The sequence below is a fragment of the Pseudomonas sp. Irchel 3H7 genome, assembly GCF_900187605.1.
Classification (GTDB): Bacteria; Pseudomonadota; Gammaproteobacteria; order Pseudomonadales; family Pseudomonadaceae; genus Aquipseudomonas.
Genome location: NZ_FYEA01000003.1, coordinates 304,296 through 320,910, shown reverse-complemented (window position 1 = coordinate 320,910; position 16,615 = coordinate 304,296). Strand labels below are relative to the sequence as shown.

Genomic DNA, 16,615 nt, shown 5'->3' with positions numbered 1-16,615 from the left:
GCTCCTGAAGTGTTGGCGCAACAGGCATTCGTCGAGAGAGTGTAGAGCATGACTCGTGCCAGACCAGTCGCAGATAGATAACGTGTTGTTTTATAACGTTATTAAACTTTTGTGGCGGTATTTTTTAACGTAACTGATCCGGTTAACCGAATCGACCGTAAGGTCGTGTTCGGAAAACCGAACGAGAAGTCCTCAGCGCCATACAGGCAGGCAATCAAATACGAACAGCAAATGGGACACCGCGCAGATCGCCCCGAAAAACAGCACCAGCACGATCATCGGCGTCCCCCCCCACACCTGATAGCGTGGACTGCCAAAGCGTTTGCGCGAAGCCCGAGCCAGTAGCGCCGGAGTAATCACCGCCCACAATGTCGCCGCCAATCCGGCAAAACCGATGGCATGCAGAAAGCCTTCCGGCCAGAGCAATCCGCAGAGCGTCGGTGGCGCGAAAGTGATGGCGGCGGTCTGCAGGCGGCCGATGGGGCTGTCGTCGAAACCCAGCACATCGGCCAGGTAATCGAACAAACCCAGGGTCACCCCGAGAAATGAACAGGCCACGGCGAAATTGGAGAAGAACGTCAACAGCAGATCGACGTTGGCGCTGTTGAGCTGTGAACCCAGGGCGCTGATCAGCGCATCGATATTGCCACCGCGCTGAGCGATGTCCTTGAATGTGTCGCGGGGGATGTTGCCCATGCTGCAGAGCATCCACACCAGATACAGCGCCAGAGCGATCAACGTGCCGCCGACCAGGCAAGCGCGAATCCGCTGCGGGTCCTTGCCGTAATGCTTCATCAGGCTCGGCACGTTGCCGTGAAAACCGAACGAAGTCAGGCAGAAGGGCAGGGTCACCAGCAGATAAGGCCAGTAATGGTTGTCACCGCTGTTCAGGTTGAGCAGCGTGGTGCTTTGCACATGGCCGAGCAAACCGCCAAAGGTTAGAAAGAACGCGAGGATTTTTGCGCCGAACACCAGCGTGGTCATGCGACTCACCGCCGTGGTACTGAGCCAGACAATGAACGCCACCAGCAGCGTGAACCCCAAACCGCCCGCGCGCGATGACAACTCAAGCCCGAAGGTTTGCGCGGTGTGATGAAGCACTGAGCCGCTGGCGGAGATGTAGGCGTACGTCAGGGTGTACAGGACAAAGACAATGCTCAAACCATTCAAACGGCTCCAGCCACGCCCGAGCAGATCGCCGGTGATCGTGGCGAAACTCGCGCCTTCACGGTAATTGAGATTGGCTTCAAGAATCATCAGGCCCGAGTGCAACGTGCAGAACCAGGCAAACAGCAGCACGGCAACCGAGCCGTAGAACCACAGCCCGGACATGATCACCGGCAGCGAAAACATGCCGGCACCGACGATGGTGCCGCCGATGATCATGGCGCCGCCAAGGATCGACGGCGAGCGTTCGACAGCGGGAACGGAGGATATTGAGGTGACGCGCATGGCAAGGCCCGCAATTTGAATTGTTATAGGTGCATCGACGCAGAGCCCCTGTAGGGGCGAGCCGGCTCGTGATAGCGATGTGGCAGACGAAGTTGATGTCGACTGACACGACGCCTTCGCGAGCAGGCTCGCTCCCACAGGGATCGTGGTTTAGCCGATGTCGAGCAGGTGCTTCAGGTGCCGCACATTGGCCAATAGAAAGTCGTCCTGCTCTGGCAATGCATCGAACGACAGGCCCACCGGTAACGCACCCGCCGCCGCTACCGGCACACTGATGCTTGGCGCCGCCAGATTGCTCGCCGGGTCGGTATTGCGCACGAACGTTTCAAAGTTGCTTTCATCCGCGCAAGCGCTGAGCAGCGGTGCGCTGCACGTGACGGTCGGGTAAGCCAGCAGGTCCAGTTGATGGCGGCTGAAGAGGGCGCGGTATTCCTTCTCCAGACGCAGTTTGCTCATCAATGCCTGCACGTAGTCGGTGTAGGAAATCGCTGGGCTTTCCAGTTGGGCGGTGAGGATTTTCTTGATCGCCGGATCGCGAATCTGCGCGAGGATGTCGAGGAACTGCTCACCGCGTCCGGCTTTCATCAGGAACCGTGGAAAATCGATGAAGAACTCGTAGATCGGTAGCGGAAACTGAATGCTCTCGTTGATCTCGCCAATCACGGCATCGTCGACCGGCACGATGATCACACCGCGATCGGCCAAGGTATCGATGGCCGTGCGGCAAGCGCGTTGCACGTTGTCAGCGAGGTCGGTCCAGAGAAACCGCTCGGGAATGCCAATGCGCAACGACCGGGTTTCTGCCTGATGCACGCTGCCAGTCAATTGCCCGTGAACGAACTGACAATCCTCCACGGTGCGGGTCAACAAGCCCGGAGTGTCTTTGGTTTGCGACACCGGGACGATGCCGTCGACCGGATAAACGCCGGTGGTGGGGCGAAACCCGACAATCCCGCAGAACGCCGCCGGTATCCGTACCGACCCCCCGGTGTCGGTGCCGACCGCACACGCCACCAGTCCGGCAGCGACGGCGGCAGCACAGCCGCCGCTGCTGCCACCGGCACTGTGGCGTTCGTTGACTGGGTTGATCACCGCGCCATGGGAATGGTTGGCCGAGGTCACGCCGAACGACAATTCGTGCATGTTGTTCTTGCCGACAATTTGCGCGCCCAATTGCCGAAAGCGCTCGACGATGCCGGCATCGGTTTGCGGCACATAGTCGGCCAGCCCGGGCGTACCGGCTGTGGTCGGCATGCCGCTGACGTTGATGTTGTCCTTGAACGACACCGGCAGGCCATACAGTGCGCTGTCGCGCCCAGCGGCATTTGCCTTGGACGCTGACGGGTCGAAGGTGATGAAACTGTTCAGGTGTTGCATCTGCACATGACGCTCGCGCAAGGCATGCTGCCAGGTGTCCGGGCAGTTTTGGCCACTGCGCAAGCCGTTGACGAGCTGTTCAATTGAAAGCTGGCTGTACATGGATGATTCTCGGCGTGGAAAGGGACTGGGTCAGCAGTAGCGGTACTGCGAGTGCAAGTCGTCGAGCGGGTTGCCGGCAAGCAGATCGCCGCCCAGGCTGCTGATCACCGCGCACGCACCGTTGAGTGCGGTTTGAATCGCGCCTTCGGCCCAGCCACCGGTGAACGAGGCGCCGCAACCGGCCAGGTACAAACCGGTATCCTGTTGCGGATCGAGTGCGGTACGGAACTGATAGAACAGGCGCTCGGAGTAGATGTCGTCGCCGGGGAAATTCAGCTTGAAAGCGCCGAGTGCGTGCTTGTCGGTCAGCCAGTCGTATTCCAGAACGTAGCGCTGGTAGTCACCGTCCAGCGGCAGCAGATGGCTGGCAAATTCCGGTGCGCTCATCGCCAATTCGTCGACCAGACGCAGGCAGCGCTGCACCTTGTCGGTCATCGAAACCATCTTGTGCGAGTCGTCTTCCCAGGTGTAACTGATCAACACCACGCCCCAGGAATCCGGATCGTGCGGCGCGTAATCGAGGCAATACACGCCCTTGACCAGGGTGTCGGTCTGGATGTTTTGCGCCAGGCCATGTTTGAGCCAGAACTTGTCCTTGGTCAGGATGAACAGCTTGGATGAGCCGACCATGTGCGTTTCGTTGATCGCCCGCGCGACGTCGCGATTGACGAAGGCCTGGTTCTGCGTGAGCTTGAGGTTCACTTGCAGGGCGCGGGTCGTGGTGGTGGTGATTACCCGGTCGCAGGCGTAGGTTTCGCCGTTGCTGCCGGCCAGCAGAATCTCGCCGTGCGCACCTTTGTTGATCGACTCGATGCGCGTGCGGCAAATCATGTCGCGCACCTGAATACCGTTGAATTCGGTGTCGGCAATCCGCTCGGCCAGCGAGGAAATACCGTTGGGCACCAGACGCTGATTGACCTCCAGCGCATTGACCACCAGGCGCAGGATCTCGGTGAACGAGGCGCGGTACACCGACTGGAAACCGCCCGAGCCAATGCCCAGCGAGCCGAACAGGTGGAAGTCTTCAGGCTTGCGCCACGGTTTGCCGCCCGGTGGTTTTTTGCCGGTGAAGATGCGCACCATCGCCGAGTAAAACGAGCTGTCACCGAAGCAGTCCAGGTAGCGTTGCCACTCGGGCTGCACTTCGCAGTAACTATGCTGCTTGAGTAATTCGGTGATCAGCAGCGGTGGCGCCAGGCACGTGCCGTCATCGAGGGTCACGCCTTCGCTGAGAAAGGCGATCCAGCCTTGGTGCACGGTGCTGAACAGCGCCGGCGGTGGTTGCATGGCTGCCCAGTGATGGGCTTCGCCACGGTAGTGGATTTCGGTGTCGACCACGCCCGGGTCGGGAAACGCCTCGGTGGTCTGGATGCCGAAGCGATTGAGGTAATGAAACAGCCCGACTTCACTCGGCGGAAAACGCATGGCGCCCATTTCCGCGATGAACTGCGGCTGTTCCTCATCAAAACACTGCGTCAGCAGACGCCCGCCGACATGCTCGGGTTCCGCTTCAAACAGCGTCACGCGACGCGCACCGGCGCGCAGCAGTTCGTAAGCGGCGACCAGCCCGCTGAGGCCAGCGCCGACGATGCCGATGTGTTTCTCGGCAGTTTCCGCCGGCAGGTAACCAATGGCTTCATCGGCACTGCGCAGGAACTGGCCATAGTCATACAGCAGATCGACGTAGGGAAAAGACAGGCACGCGGACGCCTGACTGGAATCATGGGAAATAGCTTTCACAGGGAGACTTCTCGATCGATCAGATAATGAGCTGCAGGCTTTCAAGGGCGCGTGCGGGGTTGAGCAACAGGATCTTCTTGCCGTGAATCTTCCACGTGCCATCGATGTTGATCAGTTGATGTTCGACGGTCACCGGGTAGTGCCATTCGTTGTCGCCGCGCGCTTCGCAATAGAGCATGTTGGAGCTGGCGCACGCGCTGAACGAGGCTGCGTCGAGCGTGATGCGCGGGCGCTGGGCGATGTGCAGGCTGCGGCTCTTGGGCTGTTGGGAGAAGTTGCGCGCATTGGCCAGTCGGTTGATCCGCAGCGTGGTCAGAAAACGGTCTTCGTACACCAGCGATGATTCGTGCAACGGACTGACCTGCTCACGGGTCATGGGAATCCAGTAGTGGTAGTCATCGCTGAGCAGCTGTTGCCAGGCGTCGAAATCCTGCTGGTCGAGCAAGTGCAGTTCGGTCTCGATCAGTTGCGCGATGGCGTGGTGATTAGATTGATCGTGTTGCATGGTCGTCCCGCATCAAGTGCTGCCAATTGTTATAGAAATTACGCATGGCCATTTCGCTGGTGCCGGACACCACTTGGGTCTGCGCATAGGATTCGTTCGGGCTGAACAGGCGGGCGACGTTGACCCATTCGTTGGCGTCGCTGCCCAGGCCTTCCATGGCCCGTTCGTACATTTCCACGTCGTCGTGGGCGACCATCGAACACGGCGAGTTGATCAGGTTGTTGTACTGCACAGTCCTTTCCAGCAACTGCACGGGGGCGCCCTGCAGTTCGAAGATCCACGACTCGACGATGGTTTCGCGGGCGCTGAGCGGTTTGATCACGCGCAAGGTCTGGATCGGTCCCTTGACCATCAGGTTGGGGAAATACACGGTGTTGTGGCGGGTGTCGTCGAGGATCGCCCGGGCCTGCTCTTCACCGTAGCTTTCCACCATCAAGTCCCAGTAACCGGGGATGTCGGTGTAGGCCTTGTGGATCGAATTGCTGACCCCGGTGTGCCCGTGGCCATTGGGCCAGACGCGAATGCCCATGCCGGCGAAAAACTCGTAGGAGGCCATGAACGGCGAGAACAGTTCGACGGCCATCGGTGGCTTGCCCTGATCACCGGTTTCCTGCCACAGGCGGATGGCTTCGCCGGCCGAAGATTCGTGGGCGATCATCGGGTGGCAGGTGTCGGTCTGGTTGTCGACGACCATTTTCCAGTTGCAGCGATGGCGGTGCAGCAATGGCTGGCCGATTACTTTCAGCTGGCCCTGCGGCGAGCGCATGACCATGTTGTCGAGTGTCGACAGCGACTCGCCAAAGAACTCCTCGAAGCCGATGCCTTCTTCCGTCAGGCGGACAAAGACGAAGCCGCGATAGTTGTGCACCGCGTTCACCGGGCGCATGCCTTTGTGCGCGGAACAACTGCTCAGGTCGCAGTCGTCGTACTCCTTTTTCACCGGAATGCTCAGCAGCTCGCCGTCCGTCTTGAACGTCCATGCGTGGTACGGGCAACGCATGAAGCGGCCGACATTGCCGCGCGCTTCGGCCAGCACTTTCACGCCTTTGTGCGGGCAACGGTTATGCAGCACGACGATGGCGCCGTTCTTCTGCCGAACCATGGCCAGCGGCTGTTGTGCAAGGGTGGTGGTGAAGTAGTCGCCGGTCTCGGGGATCAGGCTGTCGTGACCCAGGTAGCACCAGCTCGCGGCGAATACGCGCTGCTGTTCCTGTTCGAAAAGCGCCTGATCAAGGAACAGAGATTTATGCACTTCTCTGCCATTGAAATAGTTGTCCAACGGAGTGTCCTCTCTCAGATCGCCAGTTTCAGGCGCGGGCTTTTGGCGCGGGAGACGCAGGGGTAGATTCGCGCACTGCACGCCGCTTCCTGTTCGCTCATGATGAAATCGCGGTGGTCGACCTCGCCTTCGAGGACGTCCAGCGCGCAAACGCCGCATTCACCACGACGACAGTCGTACAGCGGGTCGAGCCCGGCCGCTTCCAACGCTTCGAGCAACGACTGTTGCGGGCCGACATTGATGCTGACGCCGGAGTCGGCCGCCTCGATGACGAAGCCTTGCGCGGTGGTTTCGCGGGCAACGTTGAACACTTCCAGATGGATCTGTTCACGCGCCAGGCCAACGCTTTCGGCGTGACTGAGCACTGCGTTGAGCATCGCTGCCGGGCCGCAGACATACAGGCGGTCATCGGCGCGCAGATCGGCGAGCACTTCGCTGATCGCCGGGCGACTGCCGGAGAGGTGCAGTTGCAGGCGTTCTTGCAGGTGTTCTTGCAGGTGCCGGGCGTAGACCGCGTCGTCGGCGCTCTTGGCGAAGTAATGCAGGTGCGCAGGGCGATCCAGCGCAGTCAGGTGGCGCAGGATGCCGGTCAGCGGCGTGATGCCGATGCCGCCGGCAATCGCGATATCACGCCCGCTGTCAACGTCGAGCGGGTAGTTGAAAGTGTTCAACGGACCTTCCAGTTCCACGCTGTCATTGACCGCCAGGGTGCGGATGTACTGACTGCTGACGGAGTCTGGCGAGAGGCGAATGGCGAAGGTGAACTGGCCATCCTCAACCTCCTTTACATGCACCGTCGAGTAGTGACGACAGTCATCCAGCCCCGGGATCTGCCATTTGAAATGTGCCCCGGCGTGGCTCATATCGATCAGGGAAGGCGGGCCGCTGACGGTGACTTCCTTGATCGACGCCGAGAGCATCCGGCAGTGGGTGACGGTGTATTTCATGCAGGTTTTTCCTGGCTCAACGGTGTTTCGTGCAGGTACAACCACTGGACGTCGTGGTGCTGGACGCGAAGGATCGCCAGCGAAATACGCGAGGTTTCGCTTTGGTTCAGGCGATGGGTTTCCTTGTAGCGCAGGGCCACGGTCGAACCTTCGTGCCAGACCGTGTGCAGGTCGCTGATCAGAATCTCCAGACCTTTGCGGGCACCGACGGCGCCGTTGAACAGTTGCTCGACTTGCGCCCGACCGACCACGGCGGCCGAGGTGGTGACCATGCTGAAGTGCTCGGCAAACACCTCCATCAGCGGCGCGATGGCGTCTGCGCCGGCCCCGTCGGCGTCGGTAAAGACGCGGTGAATCAGTTCGTGCACGTGGTGAATACTGTGTTGCGCTCGTTCAACCAGGTTGTTGTTCATGGCATTCCTTTGGAGGGTTCAATTGACTCATCTGAAACAGCGGGAACAGCCCGACCAGCGCGGCAATCGCGAACGTCGCGTGGTAGGCCTGCGTGGTGTCGAACTGCTTGAGCAGCACATTGAAAATCATCAGAAACAACGCCGCACCGAGGCTGAACGACATCTGCCGATTGATGTTCCAGATCACACTCGCCTTGTGCGTATCGCCGCCGGCAAAATCCATCAATGAGGTGGTTTGCGCGGTGTTGGCACCGATGCCACCGCCGATGCCCATCAAGCTGTAAGCGATGACGATCACCCACAGGTCCGTTGGCGCGTTGACCAGCATCAGCGTGGCGATGCCGGCGCTGTGCAGCAGCATGCCGAGGGTGAACAGGCGTTTCGCGCCGACCCGGTTGTAGACCCGGCCGCAAATCGTCATCGCAATGAACGCGCCGATGGCGTAGAGGATCATGAACATCCCGGTCAGCCGGGCGCTGAAGTGCAGCGTGTTCTGCAGGAAGAAAATGCTCATCAGATTGACCCCGGTGAACACGCCGGGAATCGCGTAATAGATGAAGATCGAAGTGCTGAGTTTCTTGCTCTTGAGCAGGCTCAACTCGATGATCGCGTTGCTGCAGCGGCGGTAGTGCCGCAGGTACAGCACGATGAACAGCAAGCCGGCCGCGACACAGCTCAACGCGGCCAGCGCCGGGTAGTCGCCGCCGTACAGCGACATGCCCATCAGCAGGCTGGCGAGCGCGGCACTGACCAGTAGCAGGCCTTTGATGTCCGGGCGCGGCAGATCGGTCGGTTTGCTTTCCTTGATCCAGAACCATGACAGCCCGGCCGCGATCAACGAAAACGGGATGTTGCTGTAGAACACCCAGCGCCAGGAGCTGCTGTCGACAATGATGCCGCCGACCGTCGGTGAAATCGCCGGGGCAATCAGCGCGACGGCCATCACCAGTGTGGATATTTTCGCCCGTTGCTCGCCCTGAAACAGATTGAAGGTCAGCGCCTGACCGACCGGAATCAGCAGCCCGCCACCGACGCCCTGAATGAACCGCCAGATCACCAGTTCGTGGAAACTGTCGGCCATGCCGCACATCCACACAGAGCCGGTGAACACCAGCATCGAAGCGGTGAGAATCTCGCGACTGCCAAAACGCCCGGCCAGCCAGGTGCTGACCGGAATAATCAGGGTCAGGCCAAGAATATAAGCATTGGCAACCCACGCCACCGATGAAGTACTGACCTGTAAAGTTGCCGATATACTCGGCAGTGCCACCGCCGACATAAATATGTTTATACAGTCAATAAAAAAGCCGATCAGAAAGATCAGCGCGATCTTATAGCGATAGTTCATGTTGAATCCCCTTTGCCGCGCAGCATAGGGGCGATGGACTTGAAGTGTCGATACGACTATGCTTAAAACAATGTTTGACAGGATTTAACAGTGAGCCATAGCGCCATGCACTCTCATCTTAATCGGGTTCAGACGTTCCTCGCGGTGGTGGATTTTGGTTCTTATACCAAAGCTGCAAACTACCTGAGTATCAGCAAAGCCATGGCCAGCCTGCATGTCAAGGCGCTGGAGGAGGTTTTGTCGGCGACGCTGTTGATCCGCAACACCCGCAATATATCGCTGACCGAAATAGGTCAGGAGTTTTATGAAGAGTTCAAGGGGATTGTCGCGGACATCGACAATGCCTTTGATAATGTCCTGAAAGGTAATAATCGGGTATCCGGAAAGTTACGGATTAGTTCAACCAGTGAATACGGTGAAAAGTATATTCTGCCGTTGATTCCACTGTTCTCCGAGCGTTATCCGGAAATCCGCTTGTGCTACAACTTCAACTCTTCGTTGAATGATCTGGTCGCGGAAAAACTGGATCTGGTGATCCGTCTGGGTAACTTGGCGGATTCGGCATTCAAGAGCCGCAAGTTGGCCGATTATGAAATCGTGCTGGTCGCCACCGAGCAATTCCTCTCCCGACATCCGGTGCGGCAACCGCTGGACCTGAACAGCGTGCCGTGGATCGCCAACAGCAATTTGCAGGCGCCGACTCAGTGGACATTGCGCCATGGGCCAGGGCAGGGCGTTGAGGTCGGTGGCACCAGCCACTTCGAATCGAACTCGTCGACGGCGATTCGCTCGATGACGTTGTCTTCACTGGGCGTATCGGTTCTGCCTGCCTGGGTGGTGGCAGATGACATTGCCGCCGGGCGTCTGGTGCGCTTGCTGCCGGAGTATTCGCTGCCCTCGCAGTCGATCAATGTGGTGTTTCCCAACACCCCGCATCTGCCGCACAAGTCGCGGGCGTTTATTGATTTTCTGTTGTTGCATTTGGCGCAGTGATCCCGGCCCCAAAGCCCCTCACCCTAGCCCTCTCCCAGAGGGAGAGGGGACTTGATCGCGTGGTCCTTGCGAGTTACGCCGACCTGAAATATCGAGTCTAACTCAGGATTGAAAAAGCCCTCGATCGGCTCCTTTTTCCCAGCGCGGTATTTGAGCGAGCCCCGATCTGCTCCCTTTCCCCCTCGCCCCCTTGGGGGGAGAGGGCTGGGGTGAGGGGGGCTGGATTTCATTGGCACAACAAAAAGCCCCTGAATCTCTCAATTCAGGGGCTTTCGTTCAAGCGACGTTCCGAAGATCAGGCCGCTTCGATCTTGCGGTTCTGTTCAACCTTACCCAGATAGCTCGCCAGTTTTTCCTGCTCTGCCGGCGTGGTGAACAAACCGAGTTTGCTGCGGCGCCACAGAATGTCGTGGGCAGTGGTCGCCCATTCTTCGCTGCACAGGTAATCGACTTCACGGGTGTAGAGTCCACCGCCGAGGTGCTCGCCCATGTCGGCCAGGGTTTCCACGCCTTCGAGCATGCGCCAGGTGCGGCTGCCGTAAGTGGTGGACCAGCGACGGGCGATCTCGGTCGGCACGAAGTCGAACTTGTCGCGAATCTGCGCGCACAGAGCCTGTGGCGTGGTCATGTCTTCGCCACCGGGCAGGGTGGCGGTGGCCGTCCAGTTCGGGCGCATCTGGGTGAAAAATGGCAGCAACTGCGCCATCGCCGACTCAGCGAGTTTGCGGTAGGTGGTCAGCTTGCCGCCGAACACCGAAAGCAGTGGCGCTTCTTCGCCGCCAGCCGACAAGGCCAGGGTGTAATCGCGGGTGACGGCCGACGGGTTGTCGGATTCGTCGTTGCATAGTGGTCGTACGCCCGAGTAGCTGTGCTGGATGTCGTCGCGGCTGATCTGCTGCTTGAAGTGCGCGTTGACCACTTTCAGCAGGTAATCGGTTTCGGCATCGGTAATCGCCACTTTTGCCGGATCGCCAGTGTATTCACGGTCGGTGGTGCCGATCAGGGTGAAGTGGTTGTTCAGGTACGGAATGGTGAAAACGATGCGCTGATCTTCGTTTTGCAGAATGTGCGCGTGATCGCCTTCATACAGCTTCGGCACGATGATGTGGCTGCCCTGAATCAGACGGATGCCGTACGGCGACTCCATCTTCAGGTCATCACGAATGAACTTGGCGACCCACGGGCCAGCGGCGTTCACCAGCGCTTTGGCAGTGATCGAAAACAGGCTGCCGTCGGCACGTTCCAGGTTCAGGTGCCACAGGCCCTTGGCGCGGCGAGCGCTGACGCAGCGAGTCTGGGTGTGCACGTGGGCGCCTTTTTCACGGGCGGCCATTGCGTTCAGAACCACGAGGCGGGCGTCGTCGACCCAGCAGTCGGAGTATTCGAAGCCTTTCTTGATTTCGCTTTTCAGCGCGCTGTCGGCGCCGAACTTCAGGCTTTTCGAACCTGGCAGTTTTTCGCGCTTGCCGAGGTTGTCATAGAGGAACAGGCCCGCACGAATCATCCACGCCGGACGCAGGTGCGGACGGTGCGGCAGCACAAAGCGCATCGGTTTGACGATGTGCGGCGCTTTGGCCAGCAGTACTTCGCGTTCAGCTAGCGCCTCGCGCACCAGGCGGAATTCGTAATGTTCGAGGTAGCGCAGGCCACCGTGGATCAGCTTGCTGCTGGCCGACGAGGTGTGGCTGGCCAGATCATCTTTTTCACAAAGGAACACCGAAAGCCCGCGACCGGCGGCATCCGCTGCGATCCCCACGCCATTGATCCCGCCGCCGATAACGGCGATGTCGTAGATCTCGGAGATTGGGGGCGTACGCAAGGTAGAGGTGGACATCGGCTGGCCTCGGGTTCTTTTGATTTTCTATATTGGAAATCGAACATTAATGTTCATTTGCGAAAATGGTAGCCCATAAAGACGCGCGCAGCCAGTCACGTTCGATTGAAAAAACTCATCGAAGGGCGATTAAAAGAAAATTTTCGAACATTAAAGGCAAAAGATCGCAGCCTGCGGCAGCACCTACAGGTCAAGTGAACTCATGTAGGAGCTGCCGTAGGCTGCGATCTTTTGATCTTGCGGGAGTTAGACGACTTCGAGGCGAATCTTGTGCTGACTCAACAATTGCGCGAGCGCAGGCACTGGCTGCTGATCGGTTACCAGACAATCGATCAGGCTGATCGGGCCGAGGCGAATCATTGCATTGCGGCCGAACTTGCTCGAATCCGCCGCCAGAATCACTTGCCGCGCATTGGCAATGATCGCCTGGGAAACCCGCACTTCCTGATAATCGAAATCCAGCAAACTGCCGTCTTCATCAATACCGCTGATCCCGACCAGCGCGAAATCAACCTTGAACTGATTGATGAAATCCACACTGGCCTGGCCGACCACACCGCCGTCACGACGGACATTACCGCCGGTCAGCAGCACATCAAAATCATCCTTGGCACTGAGCATCGACGCTACGTGCAGGTTGTTGGTGATGATCTTCAGATGATTGTGATTGAGCAGAGCGCGGGCAATCGATTCGGTCGTGGTACCGATATTGATAAACAGCGAGGCGTGATCGGGAATCTGGGCGGCGATGGCTTCACCGATGCGTTGTTTTTCATCGCGCATCTGATCGGCGCGCATCGCATAGGCAGTGTTTTCGACGCTGGAATCATAAGCGGCACCGCCATGATAACGACGCAGCAGATTGGCTTCCGCGAGCTGATTGATGTCGCGGCGGATGGTTTGCGGGGTAACAACGAACAGCGTGGCCATTTCCTCGATGCTCACATAGCCGCGTTCGCGGACCAGCTCGAGGATTTGCTGCTGACGGGGAGGCAGATTCATGGGGCTTCCTTTGGGCTGCCGTGCAAAATTTGCCCATGATGACGCAGGAATCCGCTCCCTACCAGTTTCCAAACAACGTGAAAGCTACTTCGTGCTGGGCGCCTACGGCGTTACGCAAGCCATCCTGCGTTAAAAACAGGCTCGGACTGCTCATTTACAAACCCGTAAAGTCGAGTGCGACCCCAGCCGGTCCTCGCCTGTTTTTGCCTTGGCTTGCCTTCGCTCGCTACGCTTTCACGCTGTTTGGACCGTTTTAGCCAGTCCTAAGATTGGCTTATTCAGCGTCTTCACGCGCCCAGTCACGGGTGCGGCTGACGGCTTTTTTCCAGCCTTTGTACAGCTTCTCTTTCTCAACTTCATCCAGGCTCGGCTCGAACTCGCGCTCGATCACCGCTTTACCGCGCAGTTCTTCCAGGCTGCCCCAGAAGCCGCACGCCAGACCGGCCAGATACGCCGCACCAAGTGCGGTGGTTTCGCGCATTTGCGGGCGCTCGACCTGCGTGCCGAGAATGTCGGCCTGGAACTGCATGAGGAAGTTGTTCGCCACCGCGCCGCCGTCAACACGCAGAGCCTTGAGGCGTTCGCCGGAGTCCTGTTGCATGGCGTCGAGCACGTCGCGGGTCTGGTAGGCGATCGATTCCAGCGCAGCGCGGATGATGTGATCCACACGTACGCCGCGCGTCAGACCGAACAGCGCACCGCGGGCATACGGGTCCCAGTACGGCGCGCCGAGACCGGTGAAGGCCGGCACCAGGTACACACCATTGCTGTCCTTCACTTTATTGGCGAAGTATTCGGTGTCGTGGGCGTCGTTGATGATTTTCAGTTCATCACGCAGCCACTGCACCGTGGAACCGCCGTTGAACACCGCGCCTTCCAGTGCGTAAGCAACTTCGCCACGCGGGCCGCAGGCGATGGTGGTGAGCATGCCGTGTTGGGATTTCACCGCTTTGTCGCCGGTGTTCATCAGCAGGAAGCAGCCGGTGCCGTAGGTGTTTTTCGCCTGGCCTGGCTCGACGCACATCTGGCCGAACAGTGCCGCTTGCTGGTCACCGGCGATACCGCCGATGGCGATGCCGCTCTTGGTGCGACCGTAGATTTCCGAAGAAGCCTTCACTTCCGGAAGCATCTCGCGCGGGATATCGAGGATCTCCAGCATCTTCGAATCCCACTCCAGCGAGTGGATGTTGAAGAGCATGGTGCGCGAAGCGTTGGTGTAGTCGGTGACGTGCACCTTGCCGCCGGTGAATTTCCAGATCAGCCAGCTATCGACGGTGCCGAACAACAGTTCGCCATTGCGCGCACGCTCGCGGCTGCCTTCGACGTTGTCGAGGATCCACTTCAGTTTGGTGCCGGAGAAGTACGGGTCGGTGACCAGACCAGTGTTGTCGCGGATATATTCTTCGTGGCCATCGCGCTTGAGCTGCTGGCAGATCTCGGTGCTGCGGCGGCACTGCCAGACGATGGCGTTGTACACCGGGCGGCCGGTGGTCTTGTCCCAGACCACGGTGGTTTCGCGCTGGTTGGTGATGCCGATGGCAGCGACCTGGTCGTGGTGCAGACCGGCCTGGGCCAGCGCTTCAACCATTACCGCGCTCTGGGTGGCGAAGATTTCCATCGGATCGTGTTCGACCCAACCGGCCTGCGGGTAATGCTGAGCGAATTCGCGCTGCGCGGTGCAGACCACGTTCGCATCGCGGTCGAAAATGATCGCGCGGGAGCTGGTCGTACCCTGATCGAGGGCAATGATGTAGTTCTTATTCTGAATGTCGGTCATGTCGATTGCCTTGGACGAAATAAGGGAGAGTGGGCCGTGGCGCAGGCTCTATCGGGCAGGAGCCGGCGCCGACTGTTTCAAGAAGTTCTTGGTTTGCCGTCAATGGCCGGTTCTGCATCCTTTGTAGCAGGTGTGGCGCCGGTCAGGTGACGGGCGATGAGCCCGCGATACCCGGCAGCGCCGAGGCAGGCACCGACAATCGGTGCAAAAATCGGAATCAGGAAGTACGGAATATCGCGGCCGCCAGTGAAGGAAATTTCACCCCAGCCGGCGAAGAAAGTCATCAGTTTCGGACCGAAGTCACGCGCCGGGTTCATCGCGAAACCGGTCAGCGGCCCCATCGAGCTGCCGATCACCGCGATCAGAAAACCGATCAGCAGCGGTGCCAGCGGGCCTTTCGGCAGGCCGTTGTTGTCGTCGGTCAGGGACATGATCACGCCCATCAGGATGGCGGTGATGATCATCTCCACCAGGAATGCCTGAGTAGTCGACAGCACTGGATTGGGGAACGTCGAGAACACCGAGGCCAACTCGAGGCTGGCAGCCGAGCCGCGAACCATTTGGTGAGTTTGTTCGTAATCGAAGAATAGATTGCTGTACAGCGTGTAAACCAGCAGCGCTCCGCAGAAGGCGCCGGCGATCTGGGCAAGAATGTAGAACGGCAGTTTGCGCTTTTCGAAGTCAGCGAAGATCGCGAGCGCAATGCTCACGGCTGGGTTCAAGTGTGCACCGGAAACCCCGGCAGTGAGGTAGATCGCCATGCTCACGCCGACGCCCCAAATGATGCTGATTTCCCACAGGCCGAAGCTGGCGCCCGCGACTTTGAGCGCGGCGACGCAACCGGTGCCGAAAAAGATCAGCAGTGCAGTACCCAGAAATTCGGCCATGCATTGGCTCGAGAGCGATGGTTGCTGTAAAGCAGTTGTCATTGAAAACCTCGGTTTTTGTTGTTGTCTGGCGTCATGCCGATAGGGCAGGGCGCGATTTTCCCCGGTCAGGAATCCCCATTCCTTTCCCGGTTTACTGCTGAGTGCTGCGATGACGATAATTCTTACATTATTCAGATTCGAAAAAATATAGACAAGAAACAAACCTGTCAAAGGTCGAAAGTGAACCATCGGTCACAATAAAACTATTCGCTGTGTGAATGATCCTTCGCCGGCGAGGCGGAACGGCGCGCTCAGAATGTCTGCAAGTCACGGGAATCACGGCTTGGGATAGAGCCTTTTAGGGGCTGATCACCTAGAATCCGGCACAGTGTTTTTCCGTCACTGCCGAGCCCGGAGCTGCCATGACCCCTGCGTTGGACTTGTTGAAAAAAGTTCGTGCCGAACATCGCGTGCACAGTTACGAACATGACCCCAAAGCCGCCTCCTATGGGCTGGAGGCCGCAGAAAAACTGGCACTTGAGCCGGCACAGGTGTTCAAGACCTTGCTTGCAGCCAGCGAAAAAGGTGAATTGCTGGTCGCAGTAGTGCCGGTCGTCGGAAGCCTCGACCTCAAAGGTCTGGCGCATGCTGCCGGGGTGAAAAAAGTCGAGATGGCTGACCCGGCAGCGGCCCAGCGCTCCACCGGTTATCTGCTGGGTGGCATCAGCCCGTTGGGGCAGAAGAAGCGCTTGCGCACCTTCATCGATAACTCCGCTCAGGGTTTTGCGACTATTTATGTCAGCGCCGGCCGGCGCGGCCTGGAAGTGGAATTGGCGCCCGCCGTGCTTGCTGAACATACCCAGGCGAAGTTTGCCGATATCGGCCGCACGTAGCCGTTATCGCTGTATGCAGAAAATTGGCCGGTTCTGTCACTGGCGCTGATTGCCTCGTGGTTGCATGCTCGGCGGACTGACTTA

At 58.8% G+C, this 16,615-nt stretch carries 14 protein-coding genes; 2 read left to right on the top strand and 12 right to left on the bottom strand.

Features of this window, described 5'->3' with window-relative positions; genetic code table 11:
* Positions 1–192: 192 nt before the first annotated feature.
* The 8 genes from mtr to CKW38_RS07460 form a co-directional block, all read right to left on the bottom strand.
* Positions 193–1,452 (bottom strand): tryptophan permease, encoded by a 1,260-nt coding sequence (mtr, locus tag CKW38_RS07495; RefSeq protein WP_095112345.1) that lies wholly within the window; start codon positions 1,450–1,452, stop codon positions 193–195.
* Positions 1,453–1,602: 150 nt separating this feature from the next.
* On the bottom strand, positions 1,603–2,931 hold the full coding sequence (locus CKW38_RS07490; protein ID WP_095112344.1) for an amidase family protein: 1,329 nt from the start codon (positions 2,929–2,931) through the stop codon (positions 1,603–1,605).
* A 30-nt stretch (positions 2,932–2,961) separates the two neighbouring features.
* Positions 2,962–4,671, bottom strand: coding sequence for an NAD(P)/FAD-dependent oxidoreductase (locus CKW38_RS07485; protein ID WP_095112343.1), 1,710 nt, complete (start codon positions 4,669–4,671; stop codon positions 2,962–2,964).
* A gap of 19 nt (positions 4,672–4,690) precedes the next feature.
* Positions 4,691–5,176: an aromatic-ring-hydroxylating dioxygenase subunit beta gene (locus tag CKW38_RS07480; protein ID WP_095112342.1), complete on the bottom strand. Its 486-nt coding sequence runs from the start codon at positions 5,174–5,176 to the stop codon at positions 4,691–4,693.
* Positions 5,157–6,455 (bottom strand): Rieske 2Fe-2S domain-containing protein, encoded by a 1,299-nt coding sequence (locus tag CKW38_RS07475; protein ID WP_095112341.1) that lies wholly within the window; start codon positions 6,453–6,455, stop codon positions 5,157–5,159. Before CKW38_RS07475 ends, CKW38_RS07480 begins: the two co-directional genes overlap by 20 nt.
* 14 nt (positions 6,456–6,469) lie before the next feature.
* The gene (locus CKW38_RS07470) at positions 6,470–7,402 is read right to left on the bottom strand and encodes a flavin reductase family protein (protein ID WP_095112340.1); all 933 of its coding nucleotides are present in this window, start codon (positions 7,400–7,402) and stop codon (positions 6,470–6,472) included.
* The gene (locus CKW38_RS07465; protein ID WP_095112339.1) at positions 7,399–7,815 is read right to left on the bottom strand and encodes a DUF4440 domain-containing protein; all 417 of its coding nucleotides are present in this window, start codon (positions 7,813–7,815) and stop codon (positions 7,399–7,401) included. Before CKW38_RS07465 ends, CKW38_RS07470 begins: the two co-directional genes overlap by 4 nt.
* Positions 7,796–9,163, bottom strand: coding sequence for an MFS transporter (locus tag CKW38_RS07460; RefSeq protein WP_095112338.1), 1,368 nt, complete (start codon positions 9,161–9,163; stop codon positions 7,796–7,798). Before CKW38_RS07460 ends, CKW38_RS07465 begins: the two co-directional genes overlap by 20 nt.
* Before the next feature lie 105 nt (positions 9,164–9,268).
* Between CKW38_RS07460 and CKW38_RS07455 the strand changes: the two genes are divergently transcribed.
* Complete coding sequence (locus CKW38_RS07455) at positions 9,269–10,156, top strand: LysR family transcriptional regulator (RefSeq protein ID WP_095112337.1); 888 nt, start codon at positions 9,269–9,271, stop codon at positions 10,154–10,156.
* 295 nt (positions 10,157–10,451) lie between these two features.
* Here CKW38_RS07455 and glpD read toward each other — a convergent pair whose 3' ends face one another.
* From glpD to CKW38_RS07435, 4 genes are all read right to left on the bottom strand, one after another.
* On the bottom strand, positions 10,452–11,990 hold the full coding sequence (gene glpD / locus CKW38_RS07450; protein ID WP_095112336.1) for a glycerol-3-phosphate dehydrogenase: 1,539 nt from the start codon (positions 11,988–11,990) through the stop codon (positions 10,452–10,454).
* 246 nt (positions 11,991–12,236) lie between these two features.
* Complete coding sequence (locus CKW38_RS07445; protein WP_007916700.1) at positions 12,237–12,992, bottom strand: DeoR/GlpR family transcriptional regulator; 756 nt, start codon at positions 12,990–12,992, stop codon at positions 12,237–12,239.
* Positions 12,993–13,266: 274 nt separating this feature from the next.
* A complete protein-coding gene (gene glpK / locus CKW38_RS07440; RefSeq protein WP_007916698.1) occupies positions 13,267–14,769 on the bottom strand; it encodes a glycerol kinase GlpK in 1,503 nt (500 codons plus the stop codon).
* A 77-nt stretch (positions 14,770–14,846) separates the two neighbouring features.
* A complete protein-coding gene (locus tag CKW38_RS07435; protein WP_095112335.1) occupies positions 14,847–15,698 on the bottom strand; it encodes an MIP/aquaporin family protein in 852 nt (283 codons plus the stop codon).
* 362 nt (positions 15,699–16,060) lie between these two features.
* Between CKW38_RS07435 and ybaK the strand changes: the two genes are divergently transcribed.
* The gene (gene ybaK / locus CKW38_RS07430) at positions 16,061–16,531 is read left to right on the top strand and encodes a Cys-tRNA(Pro) deacylase (protein ID WP_007916692.1); all 471 of its coding nucleotides are present in this window, start codon (positions 16,061–16,063) and stop codon (positions 16,529–16,531) included.
* Positions 16,532–16,615: the final 84 nt, after the last annotated feature.

Bases quoted from the DNA above. Each gene is read 5' to 3' on its own strand.
- mtr (WP_095112345.1), bottom strand. From the start codon at position 1,452: ATGCGCGTCACCTCAATATCCTCCGTTCCCGCTGTCGAACGCTCGCCG.
- CKW38_RS07490 (WP_095112344.1), bottom strand. From the start codon at position 2,931: ATGTACAGCCAGCTTTCAATTGAACAGCTCGTCAACGGCTTGCGCAGT.
- CKW38_RS07480 (WP_095112342.1), bottom strand. From the start codon at position 5,176: ATGCAACACGATCAATCTAATCACCACGCCATCGCGCAACTGATCGAG.
- CKW38_RS07470 (WP_095112340.1), bottom strand. From the start codon at position 7,402: ATGAAATACACCGTCACCCACTGCCGGATGCTCTCGGCGTCGATCAAG.
- CKW38_RS07465 (WP_095112339.1), bottom strand. From the start codon at position 7,815: ATGAACAACAACCTGGTTGAACGAGCGCAACACAGTATTCACCACGTG.
- CKW38_RS07460 (WP_095112338.1), bottom strand. From the start codon at position 9,163: ATGAACTATCGCTATAAGATCGCGCTGATCTTTCTGATCGGCTTTTTT.
- CKW38_RS07455 (WP_095112337.1), top strand. From the start codon at position 9,269: ATGCACTCTCATCTTAATCGGGTTCAGACGTTCCTCGCGGTGGTGGAT.
- glpD (WP_095112336.1), bottom strand. From the start codon at position 11,990: ATGTCCACCTCTACCTTGCGTACGCCCCCAATCTCCGAGATCTACGAC.
- CKW38_RS07445 (WP_007916700.1), bottom strand. From the start codon at position 12,992: ATGAATCTGCCTCCCCGTCAGCAGCAAATCCTCGAGCTGGTCCGCGAA.
- glpK (WP_007916698.1), bottom strand. From the start codon at position 14,769: ATGACCGACATTCAGAATAAGAACTACATCATTGCCCTCGATCAGGGT.
- CKW38_RS07435 (WP_095112335.1), bottom strand. From the start codon at position 15,698: ATGACAACTGCTTTACAGCAACCATCGCTCTCGAGCCAATGCATGGCC.
- ybaK (WP_007916692.1), top strand. From the start codon at position 16,061: ATGACCCCTGCGTTGGACTTGTTGAAAAAAGTTCGTGCCGAACATCGC.